The sequence below is a fragment of the Terasakiella sediminum genome (genome assembly GCF_033100395.1).
GTDB lineage: Bacteria > Pseudomonadota > Alphaproteobacteria > Rhodospirillales > Terasakiellaceae > Terasakiella.
The window spans coordinates 37,114-52,427 of sequence record NZ_JAWLVJ010000021.1 but is presented as its reverse complement, the minus strand read 5'-3'; the positions used below and the strand labels follow the sequence as shown (position 1 = coordinate 52,427).

Here is a 15,314-nt window from a genome sequence, read left to right as displayed (position 1 = left end):
TACTTACTCGTACAAAGACCAATGCTGGTTGGCGATGCGTGTCATCAACAGGTTCAACACACCTTCCAACGGTTCATCCTCATCCACAAAGGGGATGTCGGCTTCCAGCATTTTCTGGAATTCAGCCACATCTGCAGACAGGCGATCATATGACAGTTCCCCCTGACGAATGCGCAGACGCACAGCCTGACAGCAGGCCAGCATATGGCCGACGATGGCTTGTTCCGTCAGTTCCAGAACGCGCAGGCAATCACGTGCGGCGATTGTTCCCATGCTGACTTTATCCTGGTTATGACATTCCGTTGAACGCGAAAAAACACTGGCCGGCATGGTGTTTTTCAAAGCTTCCGCCGTCCAGGCAGAAACCCCGATTTGCAGGGCTTTCAGGCCATGGTTGATCGGCGCGCGTTCACCTTCTGCACCAGACAGATTGCTTGGCAGACCGTTGTTGAATTTCACATCCACAAGCGAAGCCATCTGACGATCCACCAGGTCAGCCAGATTGGCGACCAGATTTTTCAGACTATCCATCACAAAACCGATATGCCCACCGTAGAAGTGTCCACCGTGCAGCACACGTTCATTTTCAAAATCAATGATCGGGTTATCATTTGCGCTGTTGATCTCTGTCTCGATGATTTGGCGGAAGGTGGGCAGCATATCCTGCAACACACCGATCACATGGGGTGCACAACGAACAGAATAACGATCCTGCAGACGGTGCAACGGCTCATCGCTCACCCCGCCGTTCAAATCATCACGCACACGTTTTGCAATCTCTGCCTGCCCCGGGTGTGGCTTGGCGGAAAAGAGAACTTCATCAAAATGTTCAGGGTTGCCTAACAGGCCGATGGAGGTCAAGGTGGTCAGGCGGGAACAAAGACGGGCGAGGTAGTCCGCTTTTTTAAAGGCCGTCACCGCCATGGCTGTCATGACAGCGGTGCCGTTCATGATCGCCAAAGCTTCTTTAGGACGCATGACCAAGGGCTTGATGTCGAGTTCTGCATAGACATCTTTGACCGCTCGACGCTCCCCTTTATAGAACACATCACGTTCCCCGATCAGGACAGCCGCCACATAGGAAAGCGGCGTCAAATCCCCACTGGCCCCAACGGATCCTTCTTCGGGGATAACAGGGGCGATCTGATGTTCCAACAGCAGTTCAAGCTGGCGCATCAGGTCCATACTGACACCGGACATACCTTTGGTCAGGGACGCCAAACGCACAGCGACCACACCAAGTGATTGTTGTGGGGTCAAGAGCTTACCCATCCCTACGCCATGAAAACGTGACAGATGGATCGGCAGTTCATGAACCAGTTTTTCCGGCACACCGCGTGTGCAGCTATCACCATACCCTGTCGTGATGCCGTAAAGAACACCTGTCTTTTCCAGCACGCCGCTAAGGTAGTCCGCGCCCGCCGAAATCTTCTGCACAAAAGCCGGATCATCAGAGACCTGGGCCTGCGCTTTGCCCATGGCAATCGCATGGATATCTTCAATTGTAAGTGGCTTTTCACCAAAGGTAATGACAGGCATGTGCAGCATCTTATTCTTTCAAAAAAATTTGTAGTTTAGGTTTATTGACCTTCGGCCCAAAAGTCAAAAAAGTTGTACCATTGATGAGGGTATTTTTTGCAATGACGCTCCAGCAATCGGGCATATTGCCCGATTTCCTGATCCAGCGCTTCTTTGCGGGTTTTACGTGGCAATGTGACCTGATCAGACAGCTTTTCAAAAAACACGCGGTATTTGTCGTCTTCCTTCATGCAGATCATGGAATAGACCTGACACTTCAACAGGGCGGCAAGGATCATTGGCCCCTGCGAAAACGGCGCATCTTTGCCAAGGAACGGTACATAGGACAAACGTTTATCCCCATCCACGGGCGTTCTGTCCCCTGCAATCACCACCCATTCCCCGGCATCCAATCGTTCCTGAAGATCAATCGCGGTTGATGGCCCCATGTCGGTGACTTCCACCACATCCATGGCTGCATCCGGATTATAGGCTGATAACAATTCATTAAATTTGACCGCATGTTTGGTATGGGCAAAAACAGTGATTTTTACGTCATTGCGTGATTTGGACAGCGCACGGCAAATCTCGATATTCCCCAAATGCGAAGCAAAGACCAAAACACCTTTGTCCTGTGCGATGACCGCTTCCAGTTCTTCTTCGTTGGGGATAATCAGGTCACTTTCCGTCACGTCGCCCATCCAGGCGGAAAATTTATCCAGCGCCATGCGCCCAAAGGATCGTGTATGGGACCACAGCTGCAACAGGCCTGGCTTTTCAACCCGACCTTCTGCGGCATAAATCTTTTCCCAATATTGGCGCGAAGCCTTTCTTTGCACGCTTCCGGTGACAAAGAAATAAAACAGGATCGGCTGCATCACCACCCAACAAACGCGATACCCCAACAGCTTGTAAGTCGTTGCCAGAAACTTCAGCCCCCAGGCCATGCCGCGTTCATCAATAGTCGCCCATTTAGACGCAATTTTCGGCTTTTTCGGACGGTTCTTCAAAACGCTGGGCAAGCGAAACAGCATATTAAACACAAGACGTGTATGCATCTTGGTGATGCGCACATTATCGGCTACCACATCAAAGTTCGATGTGTTGTTTTCCGGGTAAGTCACCTTCACTGGCGTCATAATGGTGGGGGTGCCCCGCCAGAACAAACGGACCATAATTTCGGTATCAAAATCCATGCGCTGACCGACGGTTTCTTCATCGGCCACGTTCAGGCTTTCTGCCAATGGATAAACCCGATAGCCGCACATACTGTCTGAAATCTGAAAGGACAATGTCTCAATCCAAACCCAGAAATGCGTAATCCAGCGCGCAATTTTACGCGATTTCGGTATGGTTTCATCATAAATGGGCTGACCAGATACCAGCGCTTCGGGGTGATCTTTCGCCAAACCTAACAGACGCGGTAAAGCTTCGACGTCATGCTGCCCGTCTGCATCCACCTGTACCGCATGGGTATATCCCGCAGCCTTTGCAATCCGGAAGGCTTCGATCACTGCGCAACCTTTGCCCCGGTTCTGATCAAAGCGGGTGACAAAAATTTTATTGTTTGGATCATGCAATTGCGCAAGGGTGGATTTAGTGGGTTCTGAGCTGCCGTCATCCAGAATAAACACAGGCAGGCTGGAGGCGCGCAGGCCCTTTACCACCTCTTCAATAACCAGATAATGGTTATGGCTGGGCACAACCGCACAAAGCTTTACCGTCATGTGCTTGCCAGCTTCAAAATGCCAGAGGAAAAAACCTGTTCCCCACTGGAATAAGAAAATTTCACCCGGCTTTTATCCGCATCATGTTCCAGCGTTAAAACAACTTCTGTATCCGGCAGCATCAGATCGCGAAACTTCAACTGGCTGATTTCAGTAATGCTTTGAGAGAGTGAAAAATGCTTGCGTGCAAATTTAACTGCCCAATCCAACTGCCCCACCCCGGGCATTATGGGGTGATCAGGGAAATGGCCCTGAAATTGAAACAAGTCAGCCGTTGGGATCAGGTCCAATTCCACGATTGATCCCGCCACACGCGTGGCCTTTATTTCAGGCTCTATTTTGCTATCTTTCCACGTTTTCATGGTCGCTAATATAACCGAAGTAAATCTGCCATCAAGCGTTTCCCTTGGGAATTAACGGGTATTTCATCCACAAAGCGCCAACGTCTTGGAAGGGCTGCCTGATCAAGTGACCCTTTCATGACAGATCGCAGGAAACGCCCCATGCGGAACTCCCCGACCTCACCCAGTTTTTCTTGCCCGGCCGCACTTAACACCACCACCGCAGATAAAGACTGGCGCGCATCTGGCGTAATCAAGGCAGCAGCGGCTTCCACCAGATCAAGGTCACACAAAACCGCTTCGACTTCGGGTAGGGAAACACGTTTTCCTTCCACCTTCACAATGCGGTCAATGCGCCCTTTCATCATGAAACGATTGTCATCCAGAAACTCGATCCGGTCACTCATTTCATACCAGTTCTCATCAGCCAGATAGGATGATCGAATGGACAGAACGCCGTCTTCATCCGATGTGGTTTCCACCCCGTCAAACGGGCGCCAGGGGATGGACGGCCCGGTTTGCTGGCGATAGGCTACCCCACCGGTTTCAGTGCTGCCAAAGACTTCCATCGGGGTTTGGTTGAAAATCTGCTGTGTCTCAAGCGCAGCGTCCAACGGCAAAGGTCCACCGGATGAAAAGATCATCTTCGGCGTGTTCACTTCCCCTAGTTCAGGGTAGCGGGTTAAATGCGCAGGTGAAGACACAATAACAGTTTCAGCCGTGACATGGGGTACCAGATGTTCCCAATATTCAAACATTTCATCATAAAATGGACGGCCCGCGCAGATCGGCCACAGCACCTTGAACAACATGCCATAGATATGCTGATGCGACACTGTTGCCAGCACCAAATGACCGTCTATCACATCGCCCCAGGTCTCCTGCAAAACCGTAATTTCATTTTCGATTTGACGCAGAGTCTTTCGCACACATTTTGATTCACCCGTTGAACCCGAGGTGTAAAAATCCAGTATGCTTGTCTCTGGGTCAAGAGGGCGAAATTCAAACTCACCTTCACCGCCCAGTTCCACATGCAGTCGCGTGCCGGACATTGATGCCAATGTCTTTTCCGCATCATTGGGTGGCAAGGACAGACGCGCACCTGCCTGCAACACCGCCATAACCCCGACCAGAAATTTATAGCTGCTGGTTTCAAACAGAACCACATCATCTGAGTTAACGCATGCTGCATTATGGGCGACGTCTTTTTTAAACTGGGCAAAATCAATGTCAGGCGTAACAGGTGCCATGCGATCACTTTGCAGCAGACGGGACAGATCAATCATGGGCAGTTCCCACATGTTGCTTTTTCACAAATTGACGCACCAGCAATTCAATCCCCATCACAACACCGATGAAAATATAAGAGAGAAATCCGTTATAAAAGGTCCAGACATCCAGGTCCCCATAGAGAGCCGTGCCCGCTGAAATACTGGCATTTACGATAAAGAACCCAATCCAGACCACGGTGACTTTCCGCGTATAGCGCACACCCTTTTCGTTCAGGTTCGGCTCTAACAGGCGGGCAAACCGTTCAATGAAAGTCGGCGGATGCAGCACAGAATAAGAAAAGACCGCCGCCAGACTGAGGCTCAACGCCACCGGATAGGATTTCACCGCCAGCATCTGATCCACCACCATCAGAACGGCAACACAGATGAGGGTCAGCACCAAAGCGACCATTTCAATCATCTGCTTTTTTTCCCGCCACTGCACAAACAGGCGGATGGCAAGGAAACCCAACAGGCAAAAGGCAATGGTAAGCGGAGAGAAAACCTGCAGGCCAAAATAAACCGCAAACGGATAGGCAAGACCCAACAGGGTCAGCAACACCACCAGTGGCTTAACTTTAACACCCGGTTTCATCGGACGTTATTCAGACACCAGCGCGTGTACACGTTCCACGATGTCATTAACGGTCCGCACCGTCTTGAATTCTTCCGGTGGAATTTTCTTGCCTGTCAGTTCCTGCAGTTTTACCACCAGGTCAACAGCATCAATGCTGTCCAGATCCAGGTCTTCAAACAGCAACGCATCCGGTGTGATGTCTTCTTCGGGGACTTCAAACAGGTCTTGCAGATATTCATTCAGCTTATCGGAAATTTCTTCGCGGCTCAGCATAACTTAGCCCTCCTTTTCCGCAGTGATGAATTTTGCCAGATTTGCAACAGAGGCAAAGTGGGTTTTGATATTTTCCGTCTCAGAATTGATCTTAATGCCATATTTCTTCTGAATTTCCATACCCAGTTCCAATGCATCAATAGAATCCAGACCTAAACCTTCAACAAAGAGGCGTTCTTCACTGTCAATCTCTGTCGGTTCAATATCTTCAAGGTTCAAGGCTTCAATGATCAGCTTCTTGAGTTCCAATTCTAATTCATCCATGAGACATTTTTCCACAGTAATGTTGTTCTAATTCTCTTGTCAGCTGTCTGACGGCTTTTGATCGAGGTTGATGGCCTAAATATGCCTGAATGTCCAGTTGTTCTTCCACCCAGAAATTGAACTGCATCTTTTTCGGCGGAATTTCATACCACTTCTGCCCCTTTGCCAGACTGGGCGGCACACATGATATGGTCACTGGCTGAATATCACAAGGCACCAGGGCTGCGATATTGGCAAAGCCACGCTGAAATTTCAGGTCCTTGCCCGGCACGGTACGTGTGCCTTCGGGGAAGACCACGATATCATGGCCCAGTTCAATCGCGCGTTTGCACTGTTCAAACAAAGCTTCCGGATCGCCATCGTTGCGGATATAACCCGCCGCACGCATCACACCGCCCAGATACTTGCTGTCCCAAAGCTCATGTTTCACGATACATTGGGCTTTCGGCATCATGGAGATCAAAAACACCACATCCAGCAAGGTGGGGTGGTTTGCCACCACCAGGCGGCCATTGGCTGTTTTCAGACGTTCGCGTTCATAAACTTCACAATCCAGAATGCCTGTGATGCGCAGCATAAAAACAAACAGACGAAAACACAGATGGATCATCCGGCGTGTGCGATTGATGCGTTTTTCTTCCGCACCTGAACAGATCGCAATGACCGGAAAAACAGTCAGGGTCAGCAACAGCCCCCCCAGACTGAAAGAGGCGAAGGCAAGACCCGTAAAAATCAATCGCTGCAGATAATTTAATTTATCCAGCATAACTACTATTCCATTGTGTGCGCCCGTCATTCCATGACCAGCTTTTTTTATTTTTCAGAAGATAATCCATGAAGCTTAAAGCGGCATCTTCTTTAGAATCAGCTTCGACATTCTTGACAGCAGCAAAAGACAGAGGGTCTCTACCTGTCTTTTCCAGCCGCAGTGCCAAAGCCATCGGTTTCACCCGTTCATCACCAAAGTTCTCATAAAAATCCGATAGGGGACCATCATAATGAACCAGCAAAACAGGTTGTTCAGGATTGACCTGCAACATCGCGCAAGCCTCCAGCAAACCGTTACAAAAACTGGCGGCACCTGCTGAAATCGCGGTATGGGGCTGTTTGTTTCTTGTCGTGATGGAAAACAGGCCTGCCAGACCGTTGTGAACCGACATGCTGAAAATGGTCGGGGACAAGGGCTCTTTGACCGAGAGGGATTCCAGCAACTTTACCGTCTGATCACTTTCTCCATAGCGCGAAGAAAAGACAAGCGGCAGGCTGTCTTCCATCTCCAGATCATGGGTCACCCGCATAACCATACGCCCCAGGTGACTGAGGCGACGTCGTAACATCATCGGCAGGTCTTTAATGTTTGGAGACGCATTAACATCATCAGATAAAACTAAAGGCTGCGATGAAAGCCAGTCGTCCCGTGTTTCGAGACCCGCGCCCCATGCAGCCCAGTTTGTTACGCTAAATGACAGAGACATGCGCTTTAGCGGCTGATCGCTGCTTTCTGGAGGTTCATTTCGATGTCACGTTCCAGATTGGCAACCCAGCGGTTATAGTTACGGTGAATTGTCGTACCGTTATAAAGCAGATGCGTGCTGTTCACATATTTGATGGAATAATTGGACTGATCAAATGACACTTCCACAACTGCCATATGCGTTTTCTTACGGAACGTCAGGGTCAAAAGGCCGGGATATTGCTCTTCCACCAACCATTTACGGTTGACCGCCGACAGTTCAATCACTTCGCTGATTTCACGCAAAGACATAAAATCAGCAGACGACGGAACAGGGTGATTATAAACCGAATAAAGTGGCTGGATGCGCCCAAAGCAACCTGTCAGCAACAAGCAAACAAATACAGATAACAGACCACGTTTAAAAAACTTGTTCATATTATTATTCTTCCCGAAAACCAATCATAGGTCGTCCAATAAACCGATTAATACCCCTTTGGTCAAGGGTGATATTATTAATCATTCAGTCTAAGACAAGAGCGTGATAAGAAAGCCACATGCTTAAGATCGCAAGGACATATCTGACAGACCCGAAGACCACTGAACGGATTGCGCAGTGGTGTGAGGAAGAAGATATTCTATACGCCCGGAGATTTAAAAAAAACCACCGAAAGCAGCAAAGCCTTACAGCCCGTTACCTTATTCGGTTTGTCTTTCAAAAATACTGGCAAACCAGATCACAGGACCTGAAAATTAGCACCGGAGAAAACGGTGAAATCCTTCTTCACCTCCAAACTGCAGAAATTCACCTGTGGGCATCCATCAGCCACTCGCAAAACCTGGTTTGTATCGCCCTGAGTGACGACGGACCGATTGGCATTGATACCGAATTTTGCGATCCTGACCGTGACATTCTAAAACTGGTTTCAAACTTCTATCCAGATTTTAGTGGCGGCCTCTTGTGCGCCTACAAATTCTGGACATTGAATGAAGCCTATGGCAAAGCGTCGGGGCAGGGGCTGGATTTTTCGAAAGCGAAACTCTGCTACCAAATCGCAAGGGGCGCACTGACCGACCCGAGATTTAACACAGCCTTTGAAAACGATTATGTCATCGCCACCTTTACACCTGATGGAAAATGGGTGGAAGGATTTACAGATGAATTCCAACAAAAAACCGACAGCTAAACACAAAAAATTGTGTTTTATCTCAGCCATATACCCCTTCTGTAGTAAGGGGTCCTCCCTATTTATCTCTGTTGCTTTTGTCGCCACAATACAACACACTTCAATGCGATTTCTTTAAGACATTACAAATTGAAATAACCGGGTAACAAAAACATCATACATAAACCCCGAACATAAATAGTGAGGCTGGCTGACCCATGAGCGACGATACCGACATTCACAACCGACTGGATTTTTTGCGCATCGATGATGAAGCAAAAAGCGAGATGAACGCCTTCTTTAAGGAGATTAAAGATGACCTGCCGGACATTATCGGCGCCTTTTACAATCATCTGGGCCAATATGAAGCCACCGAAGGGATCATCTCGGCCAATTCAGATACCACCACCTTGACCCAGGCACAGTTGGGCCATTGGGAAAATCTGTTCAGCGGGGAATATTCAGAAGCCTATGTCTCGCGCGCCATTCAGATCGGGAATGTGCATGAGGTCATCGGGCTGGAACCAAGATGGTATCTGGGCGGCTATTTCTTTCTGATCGAAAGACTGATCGAAGCGTCGCTCAAAAAAAACCGGGTTAAAGCACCCAAGGTTTCAAAGAAAATCTCATCCATGCTGAAAACAGTCTGTCTGGATATTGACCTGGCCCTGACCACTTATATTCAGCGCGGCGAAAACAGAAAACTGCGTGATCAGTTGTTGAATATGTCCAACCAGATTTTGCGTGAAGCCGACGGCACAATCCAGAGCGTATCCGACCAAACCAGCCTGATGCAGGAAAGCGTTGAATATCTAAACACCGCCCAACAAAACCTTGAAACCCAGGTCGAAAGCGCAAACGAGTCCATCAATCAGACTTTCCAGTCCATCCAAACCGTTGCTGCCGCGACAGAAGAGTTAGATGCCTCCAGCAAAAATATCGCAGGTCAGGTCCAATCTTCAGATGACCTGGCGCAACGTGCCATTGAACAGTCCCGCCTCAGCCAGGAAAAGGTCAAAAGCCTGGAAGAAAAAGCGATGGAAATTTCAAGCGTTGTCGCCCTAATACAGAACGTGGCCTCCCAAACCCGTATGCTCGCGCTAAACGCCACCATCGAAGCCGCCCGTGCTGGTGAAGCCGGCAAAGGATTTGCCGTTGTGGCAAATGAAGTCAAAAGTCTGGCTGCAGAAACCGAAAAAGCCATCGAACAAGTAAATCGGCAGGCAACGGAAATTCAAACCGCAACCGACCATGCCGCGCGCGAGATTGAAGCCGTCAATAACCTGATCCAGGAAATCGGGTCCAATGTGTCCAGCATCACCGAAGCCACCGAACAACAATATGCCGCCACATCGGAAATCAGCGGCAGTGCAACGGTTGCTTCTGACAATACCCACCAGGTAACCGAAACCATGGAAACAGTGACAGAAAGCAATGTGGCCTCTCAGGAAATGGCGCGAAAAGTCACCAATATTTCCAGCAATGTGGTGCGCGATGTAGAAGGCCTCAGCAACGCCATGCGCGTCCTGCTCAGATCATCCATGGCGGGCAACCGTCGTGAATATGACCGCACCCCAATGGGCATGCTGATCCAGATCAAAAGCAGCGGCAAAACCTATCAGGCCAGTATGGCGGACCTGGGTATCGGTGGGACCTCCTTACGCCTGCACCAGCCAGAACCCACCTTGCAAAAAGGACCGTGCGAGATCAGCAATGCGGACTTGGGCACCATCACAGCCGATATCCGCGACATCAATGATCGCATGATCAACGTAGCCTTTGTCAATATCAGCGAAAATCAGACGGGCCAGGTGGTCGATATTCTTGAAAAGGTCCGTCAGCATGATGCGGCCTATTCTGATCTGGCGGTTGAAGGGGCTGTGCGCATTTCCAGTGCCTTTGAAGATGCAATTGCCAAAAAGAAAATTGATATTGAAGACTTCTTTGATATCGATTTCCAGACCATCCCCAATTCCAACCCGGAACAATTCACAACCAAATATCTGAATATCACCGATGAATATCTGCCGGAAATTCAGGAAGCCCTGCGTAAACGTCTGCCGGATATTGTCTTTGCCGCAGCTGTGGCCCGATCGGGTTTCCTGCCCACCCACAATGAAGAATATTCCAAACCGCAAGGCGATGATCCGGTCTGGAATGATGCAAATTCACGCAACCGCCGTATCTTTGATGACCCGGCAGGCCTGCGCGCGTCGCGTAACACCACATCATGCCTGATCCAGACCTATGATCGGGTTGTGGGGAATGACCGGATTTTGCTCAAAGAAGTCGATGCCCCGATCTTCATCCGGGAACGCCACTGGGGCAACCTGCGGATTGCCTATAAGATTTAACAGATAGATAGATAGATACAATCACCACGATCGAAACTTGACTTATCATTCAAAGAACGGCACTTCACATAAGCAAGTAATTATACGTAGGACCAGCATGGCAAATCTCGTAAAAGCGGTTGAAACCACAAAAGAATATGTAAAACGCTTTAATGCGCGTGACCTGATGGGACTGGCAGGCATGCTGGATGCGCAGGAAGTCGTATTTGCCCGCCAAACCCAACCGACCATCATCGGCAAACAACAGATCATGAACCGCACCCACAAGATGTTTAAACGTCTTTCAAGCCAGGGCCAGAGCCTGACCATGATCGATGCCATCATTGATTTGCCGGATGCCAAGGCCTACCCCTGCATGATCGGCGTGCTGGATGGGGAACGGTTTTCCGTTTGCATTCTGGACGTGAAAGGCAACGGCCAGATCGCTTCCATCACGATCTTGCTGTCCGCAGACAGCGTCGGCAGTGCCCGTCCAACCGACAAGGAAGGCTACGAGAAAGCGCTGAAACAGGTCAAGAAAGCCGATCACAAAGAACTGGAAGAACGCGCCAAGGGTCTGCGCAAAAAAGCCAAGAAGCTGAAACGCCGGATGGAAAAAGAAGGCAACACGCCCGAGCTCATCAACAAAATGCTGCGCCTCCAGCAAGCCCGTGAAAATCTGGCGCGCCAGTTAGAGGCCTCGGCCTAAATCCAGATAATTGCCATCCTCTTTATCCCTACGGACCTGATAACCGAAACCCGGCAATTGAAACAACACCAGCAAGTCATCCAGAATTTTGGAGCGTGTCGCGTTACCCGTCCGCGTTCGGATTTGGCCGAACACAGGCAGTGAAATCTATTTTCTCGGTACGCAAAACAAGAACGAGAGACAATAAATCACTATCGCTGATGGTTTCCCCCTCAATCAGGGCCTGCAACAGATACCCGCACCTTCCTGCGATCATATCGCCATAATCGCTGCGCAGCTTGAAAAACCTGAGCTACAGCATGAGCGTGCGCGGTCCAATTTCACGTATATAATTAGCCGCCGCAGATACGATCAGGTTTTCTTCCTCTGCATCTGATTTAAAGGCCGAAAAGTCAAGAGTGCTTTGCTCGTCCAGTCCCAATAAGGATTTACACTCAGTATGATCCGGCTGCACTCTCAGGATAGTATCGAACACGCCGAGGGCCTGCTCATAGGAAGGACGATTGAACAGAGATTTCCCAAAATCAAAATAAGCTGCTAAACAGACTGGATTTTGCACCACCTCATTCAATGAACGTACCTGCCATTTCTGCCAGAACCCGTGCACGGCCTGCAAGGTCTTGAATTCTTCAACCGTATCCACATCTTCGGTTAAATCATAGATACGATGGAAATAAACCCTCTCAATCTCTTTTACCGCAGTTTTGAAATTCACATCTTCAGGCCCTGCGATACGACCATAGACATCCCACAACTTCCCCCATTTTCCCTGTTTTGCCTTTTCAATCACCTCGCTCAGGATCACTTTTAATCGCCGCTGAAACGAAGATTGAAATGAAAGCGCAAACAGCTCCCCGGACGAACTTAACGTAATCGGGCTCGGCCCTTCCCTGCCAAAGAAAGTGACTTCTTCTGAATTCCCAACAATCTGCGCCATGGCAGCTTCTGAATAATAGACATCACCCAGCAAAATGATGGTTCGCTCCGCCCACAGGCTTTCACTGGATTTTAAAGTTTCCACAATCCAGAGGTGGTCTGCGGGAGAAAAAAAGTCACACCCCTCAACACGTAACCGCTCGTCAAGTGCCACAACCGTTATCTGAGAAACGCCGTTTTCTTTCAACAAACGAACACTGCGATGAAGGAGGGCTTCTCCCCCCAGCATAACCAGTTGTTTTGGCATGTGCGGACTTTGATGCCAGCGTGTGGCTTCTCCCGCGCAAAGAATGACTGCACTTATGGCCATCGGTAATTTTGCCTCCGTCTCCCCACTTATTAAAATATAAGCATGGCTGATTGCCTTACGCAATCTTCGAACCGTCTCAGGACTATCCTTTTCCGAACGCATCTCAGGTCAAGTGGTTTCCTGTTGGTTTTGGGGTCCAGATTTATCGTGCGCGGGGCTTTGCCATGCTCCGTAGAGTCTGCGGGCTTGGGCCCTTGTCTGTAGGGGGGTGTTTCATTCTGGACAGACGGTTCCAAGGTGATTTCACCGTTAGAACGGCTGTTTATAAGGGATAGAGGGTTAACGCACCCAAAAGCGGTTTCTGGACAGGAATGAGAAATAATGAGATTTTTTTGAGTTTGTTTCTGGACAATATAAAACGGAAGTGATCAAAAATGCGTCGTAATCTATGCTCAACGTAGCATTTCATCAGGGAGAAAGCGACTTTCAGGAAGGCTACAAATCTCTTTACCCTCATCTTTTCGTCCATAAATACCGCTAAGCATACCGACACCAGCATAGAAATAGAGCGTATGTCCTGCAGCGTCTGATATTCCGAGTTGTGGTTTACCTTTGATTTTCGGTTTAAGTTCAACAAAATATGACCATCCGTAACGCTTTCGTGCCCATTCATAAGCATTTTTAATTTTTTCATCGTCTGCATATGATACTTCAATGCTCTCTATGGATGACCTGTATTGGACTAAACCTTTGCAATGTGTCGAAAAGAGATAAGCTAATGTCTTGATAATCAATTGTCTTTCTTTATCACTTGCTTCTTCCGCTATAATCACTTTTTTTGACAACTCTTGAGCAGATTTTTTACGGTTTTCTTCTGGTGTTTCACCACATCCCACAAGGAAGAGACTTAAGGCTACTAAAACAAATTTCATGTTAATCTCATTATGCAAGTCAATTGTAAATATGAGAGAGGGCTTATCACCCTCTCTCTTTATTTTTGGAGCCGCCGAGCTAACCGATCCATTAGATCGTTGTAGTCGTTTTTCTTCAAATCGTGAAGAGTACGCACCCCATAGGTTCTATGTATTTCAGCCCAAACGCCTTGAACAGTGCGGCTTTCCGCTTTTGCCACATCGTCAACTACGGCTTTTAGAACATTGGATTGATTCACATCAATCGGACGAGTACCTTGCCAAAAATAAAAACTGGCATAGCCTATGCTGATTAAAAGGCAGAAACTATAAAAGCTCAATTTCCAAGAAAAAGGTTTCTCCTTAAGGACTGAAGTATTGAAGTCGGACATTTGATACCTTGCGATTTTGCCGGACCCCCGCGCGGGGAGTGGGCGTGGTTTCACGATAAGGACCCTATGCATCCGAACGTGAGGTGATGGCACTCACCTCACCCCACATTTATAGCGCAAATCTATCTATTTAAAAGTAATTGAAAAGATAAAGACTTCCTTAAGTAGTCTCTTAGCTCAGTAGAAGTAATATCAGGATTTACTTTTTTCTCTTTTAAAACAGCGTCATAGCACCATCTTAAGGCATCAGGATACTTATCCGTGTCAATACTGAATTTATTCTCCTGTGACCATTGAAGGAACCATGCCGCCGCATCTATCAAGAGAGAATCCGGTTCTAAAGCATTGTCTTTCTGTACTTTTTTTATACTACCTTCACCCGTTAGCAACCAGTTAACATCATAGCCTTTCTCAGCCAGCGTCACTAAATACTGCAATTTAGGCAGAGACGAACCCGCTTCATACCTTTGCCAAGTGCGAAACTTTGTCCCAACTACCTTCGCCATCTCTTCTTGAGCTATGCCTAGGTCTTTTCGAATTTCTTTTAAGCGATCAGCAATATTTTGCATGTCACAGAAAAACTCCCTTTCTGTGACAACGTGCACATTTTTGTACAAAGCGTCACAGAACGACAAAAAGGTAACAAAATCAACAATATGCGCCACATTTGTCGCCTTTTTGGCAAAATCATAACTGTGACACGACATTTTTAGTATTGATTACGCCATTTTTGTCGTATATGTTCATTCTAGAACTAGAAAATGGACACCCCGAAAAAAGCCGATCTGACCATCGGCACCTTAAGGAGAACTCATGACACGCGAACCTGCAAAAGGTCTCCACAAAGAAGAGATTAAAGCCAAAATCCGTATGACGGGTTGGACCATGGTTGGTCTGTCTCGTCACTGGGGTTTCCATTGGACAGCAATTAATACTTGCCTACGGAATCCTTGGCCTACAGTCGAAGCCAAAATTGCAAAACTCATAAAAATGGAGCCTCAAGAAATTTGGCCTGATCGTTACGACCAAGACGGCAACCCTTTGAAAGATCAGCATGTCGGGAAACAGAATATCAAAAAAAAAGCCCGGCACAACGACCAATTTACGAAGGCGGCGTGAACAATGACTGAATGTTCATTTTATGCATGCGCCGCGAACAACAGAATTCTGCCGTTTGGTGCTTTGCGCGTTTC

General features: G+C 48.2%; 18 protein-coding genes. 4 read left to right on the top strand and 14 right to left on the bottom strand.

The window, feature by feature from the left end:
- Window positions 1-3 precede the first annotated feature (3 nt).
- From RYZ26_RS15580 to RYZ26_RS15535, 10 genes are read right to left on the bottom strand one after another with little or no spacing between them, the layout of a single operon-like run.
- Window positions 4-1,539 (bottom strand): HAL/PAL/TAL family ammonia-lyase, encoded by a 1,536-nt coding sequence (locus RYZ26_RS15580; RefSeq protein WP_317684163.1) that lies wholly within the window; start codon window positions 1,537-1,539, stop codon window positions 4-6.
- A 41-nt stretch (window positions 1,540-1,580) separates the two neighbouring features.
- Window positions 1,581-3,245 carry a glycosyltransferase family 2 protein gene (locus RYZ26_RS15575; RefSeq protein WP_317684162.1) on the bottom strand — a complete coding sequence of 555 codons (1,665 nt, stop codon included), beginning with the start codon at window positions 3,243-3,245 and terminating at the stop codon, window positions 1,581-1,583.
- Window positions 3,242-3,556, bottom strand: coding sequence for an ApeI family dehydratase (locus RYZ26_RS15570; protein WP_317684161.1), 315 nt, complete (start codon window positions 3,554-3,556; stop codon window positions 3,242-3,244). The genes RYZ26_RS15575 and RYZ26_RS15570 overlap by 4 nt, the downstream gene beginning before the upstream one ends.
- 56 nt (window positions 3,557-3,612) lie before the next feature.
- Window positions 3,613-4,872 (bottom strand): AMP-binding protein, encoded by a 1,260-nt coding sequence (locus RYZ26_RS15565; protein ID WP_317684160.1) that lies wholly within the window; start codon window positions 4,870-4,872, stop codon window positions 3,613-3,615.
- A complete protein-coding gene (locus tag RYZ26_RS15560; RefSeq protein WP_317684159.1) occupies window positions 4,865-5,452 on the bottom strand; it encodes a COG4648 family protein in 588 nt (195 codons plus the stop codon). Before RYZ26_RS15560 ends, RYZ26_RS15565 begins: the two co-directional genes overlap by 8 nt.
- Window positions 5,453-5,458: 6 nt before the next feature.
- Window positions 5,459-5,707 carry an acyl carrier protein gene (locus RYZ26_RS15555; RefSeq protein WP_317684158.1) on the bottom strand — a complete coding sequence of 83 codons (249 nt, stop codon included), beginning with the start codon at window positions 5,705-5,707 and terminating at the stop codon, window positions 5,459-5,461.
- A 3-nt stretch (window positions 5,708-5,710) separates the two neighbouring features.
- Window positions 5,711-5,971: a phosphopantetheine-binding protein gene (locus tag RYZ26_RS15550; protein WP_317684157.1), complete on the bottom strand. Its 261-nt coding sequence runs from the start codon at window positions 5,969-5,971 to the stop codon at window positions 5,711-5,713.
- Window positions 5,964-6,737: a lysophospholipid acyltransferase family protein gene (locus RYZ26_RS15545; protein ID WP_317684156.1), complete on the bottom strand. Its 774-nt coding sequence runs from the start codon at window positions 6,735-6,737 to the stop codon at window positions 5,964-5,966. The genes RYZ26_RS15550 and RYZ26_RS15545 overlap by 8 nt, the downstream gene beginning before the upstream one ends.
- Complete coding sequence (locus tag RYZ26_RS15540) at window positions 6,727-7,446, bottom strand: beta-ketoacyl synthase chain length factor (protein WP_317684155.1); 720 nt, start codon at window positions 7,444-7,446, stop codon at window positions 6,727-6,729. The genes RYZ26_RS15545 and RYZ26_RS15540 overlap by 11 nt, the downstream gene beginning before the upstream one ends.
- Window positions 7,447-7,451: 5 nt before the next feature.
- Entirely contained in the window at window positions 7,452-7,862 is a 411-nt protein-coding gene (locus RYZ26_RS15535) for a hypothetical protein (RefSeq protein ID WP_317684154.1), read from the bottom strand.
- 119 nt (window positions 7,863-7,981) lie between these two features.
- Between RYZ26_RS15535 and RYZ26_RS15530 the strand changes: the two genes are divergently transcribed.
- From RYZ26_RS15530 to RYZ26_RS15520, 3 genes are all read left to right on the top strand, one after another.
- Complete coding sequence (locus RYZ26_RS15530; protein WP_317684153.1) at window positions 7,982-8,611, top strand: 4'-phosphopantetheinyl transferase family protein; 630 nt, start codon at window positions 7,982-7,984, stop codon at window positions 8,609-8,611.
- 197 nt (window positions 8,612-8,808) lie between these two features.
- A complete protein-coding gene (locus RYZ26_RS15525; protein ID WP_317684152.1) occupies window positions 8,809-10,944 on the top strand; it encodes a protoglobin domain-containing protein in 2,136 nt (711 codons plus the stop codon).
- A 97-nt stretch (window positions 10,945-11,041) separates the two neighbouring features.
- Window positions 11,042-11,632, top strand: coding sequence for a hypothetical protein (locus RYZ26_RS15520; RefSeq protein WP_317684151.1), 591 nt, complete (start codon window positions 11,042-11,044; stop codon window positions 11,630-11,632).
- Window positions 11,633-11,924: 292 nt separating this feature from the next.
- Here RYZ26_RS15520 and RYZ26_RS15515 read toward each other — a convergent pair whose 3' ends face one another.
- The 4 genes from RYZ26_RS15515 to RYZ26_RS15500 form a co-directional block, all read right to left on the bottom strand.
- Window positions 11,925-12,980 carry an NTP transferase domain-containing protein gene (locus RYZ26_RS15515; protein WP_317684150.1) on the bottom strand — a complete coding sequence of 352 codons (1,056 nt, stop codon included), beginning with the start codon at window positions 12,978-12,980 and terminating at the stop codon, window positions 11,925-11,927.
- A gap of 290 nt (window positions 12,981-13,270) precedes the next feature.
- Window positions 13,271-13,750, bottom strand: a complete 480-nt coding sequence (locus tag RYZ26_RS15510; protein ID WP_317684149.1) for a hypothetical protein — start codon at window positions 13,748-13,750, stop codon at window positions 13,271-13,273.
- A 59-nt stretch (window positions 13,751-13,809) separates the two neighbouring features.
- Window positions 13,810-14,121 (bottom strand): hypothetical protein, encoded by a 312-nt coding sequence (locus RYZ26_RS15505; protein WP_317684148.1) that lies wholly within the window; start codon window positions 14,119-14,121, stop codon window positions 13,810-13,812.
- A 122-nt stretch (window positions 14,122-14,243) separates the two neighbouring features.
- Window positions 14,244-14,786, bottom strand: coding sequence for a helix-turn-helix domain-containing protein (locus RYZ26_RS15500; RefSeq protein WP_317684147.1), 543 nt, complete (start codon window positions 14,784-14,786; stop codon window positions 14,244-14,246).
- Between the two features lie 148 nt (window positions 14,787-14,934).
- Here RYZ26_RS15500 and RYZ26_RS15495 point away from each other — a divergent pair, with 148 nt between their 5' ends.
- Complete coding sequence (locus RYZ26_RS15495; RefSeq protein WP_317684146.1) at window positions 14,935-15,240, top strand: helix-turn-helix domain-containing protein; 306 nt, start codon at window positions 14,935-14,937, stop codon at window positions 15,238-15,240.
- The last annotated feature ends 74 nt before the right edge of the window (window positions 15,241-15,314 follow it).

Excerpts from the sequence above, each read along its gene's own strand:
- RYZ26_RS15580 (WP_317684163.1), bottom strand. The coding sequence starts at position 1,539 with ATGCCTGTCATTACCTTTGGTGAAAAGCCACTTACAATTGAAGATATC.
- RYZ26_RS15575 (WP_317684162.1), bottom strand. The coding sequence starts at position 3,245 with ATGACGGTAAAGCTTTGTGCGGTTGTGCCCAGCCATAACCATTATCTG.
- RYZ26_RS15565 (WP_317684160.1), bottom strand. The coding sequence starts at position 4,872 with ATGATTGATCTGTCCCGTCTGCTGCAAAGTGATCGCATGGCACCTGTT.
- RYZ26_RS15560 (WP_317684159.1), bottom strand. The coding sequence starts at position 5,452 with ATGAAACCGGGTGTTAAAGTTAAGCCACTGGTGGTGTTGCTGACCCTG.
- RYZ26_RS15555 (WP_317684158.1), bottom strand. The coding sequence starts at position 5,707 with ATGCTGAGCCGCGAAGAAATTTCCGATAAGCTGAATGAATATCTGCAA.
- RYZ26_RS15550 (WP_317684157.1), bottom strand. The coding sequence starts at position 5,971 with ATGGATGAATTAGAATTGGAACTCAAGAAGCTGATCATTGAAGCCTTG.
- RYZ26_RS15545 (WP_317684156.1), bottom strand. The coding sequence starts at position 6,737 with ATGCTGGATAAATTAAATTATCTGCAGCGATTGATTTTTACGGGTCTT.
- RYZ26_RS15540 (WP_317684155.1), bottom strand. The coding sequence starts at position 7,446 with ATGTCTCTGTCATTTAGCGTAACAAACTGGGCTGCATGGGGCGCGGGT.
- RYZ26_RS15535 (WP_317684154.1), bottom strand. The coding sequence starts at position 7,862 with ATGAACAAGTTTTTTAAACGTGGTCTGTTATCTGTATTTGTTTGCTTG.
- RYZ26_RS15530 (WP_317684153.1), top strand. The coding sequence starts at position 7,982 with ATGCTTAAGATCGCAAGGACATATCTGACAGACCCGAAGACCACTGAA.
- RYZ26_RS15525 (WP_317684152.1), top strand. The coding sequence starts at position 8,809 with ATGAGCGACGATACCGACATTCACAACCGACTGGATTTTTTGCGCATC.
- RYZ26_RS15520 (WP_317684151.1), top strand. The coding sequence starts at position 11,042 with ATGGCAAATCTCGTAAAAGCGGTTGAAACCACAAAAGAATATGTAAAA.
- RYZ26_RS15515 (WP_317684150.1), bottom strand. The coding sequence starts at position 12,980 with ATGCGTTCGGAAAAGGATAGTCCTGAGACGGTTCGAAGATTGCGTAAG.
- RYZ26_RS15510 (WP_317684149.1), bottom strand. The coding sequence starts at position 13,750 with ATGAAATTTGTTTTAGTAGCCTTAAGTCTCTTCCTTGTGGGATGTGGT.
- RYZ26_RS15505 (WP_317684148.1), bottom strand. The coding sequence starts at position 14,121 with ATGTCCGACTTCAATACTTCAGTCCTTAAGGAGAAACCTTTTTCTTGG.
- RYZ26_RS15495 (WP_317684146.1), top strand. The coding sequence starts at position 14,935 with ATGACACGCGAACCTGCAAAAGGTCTCCACAAAGAAGAGATTAAAGCC.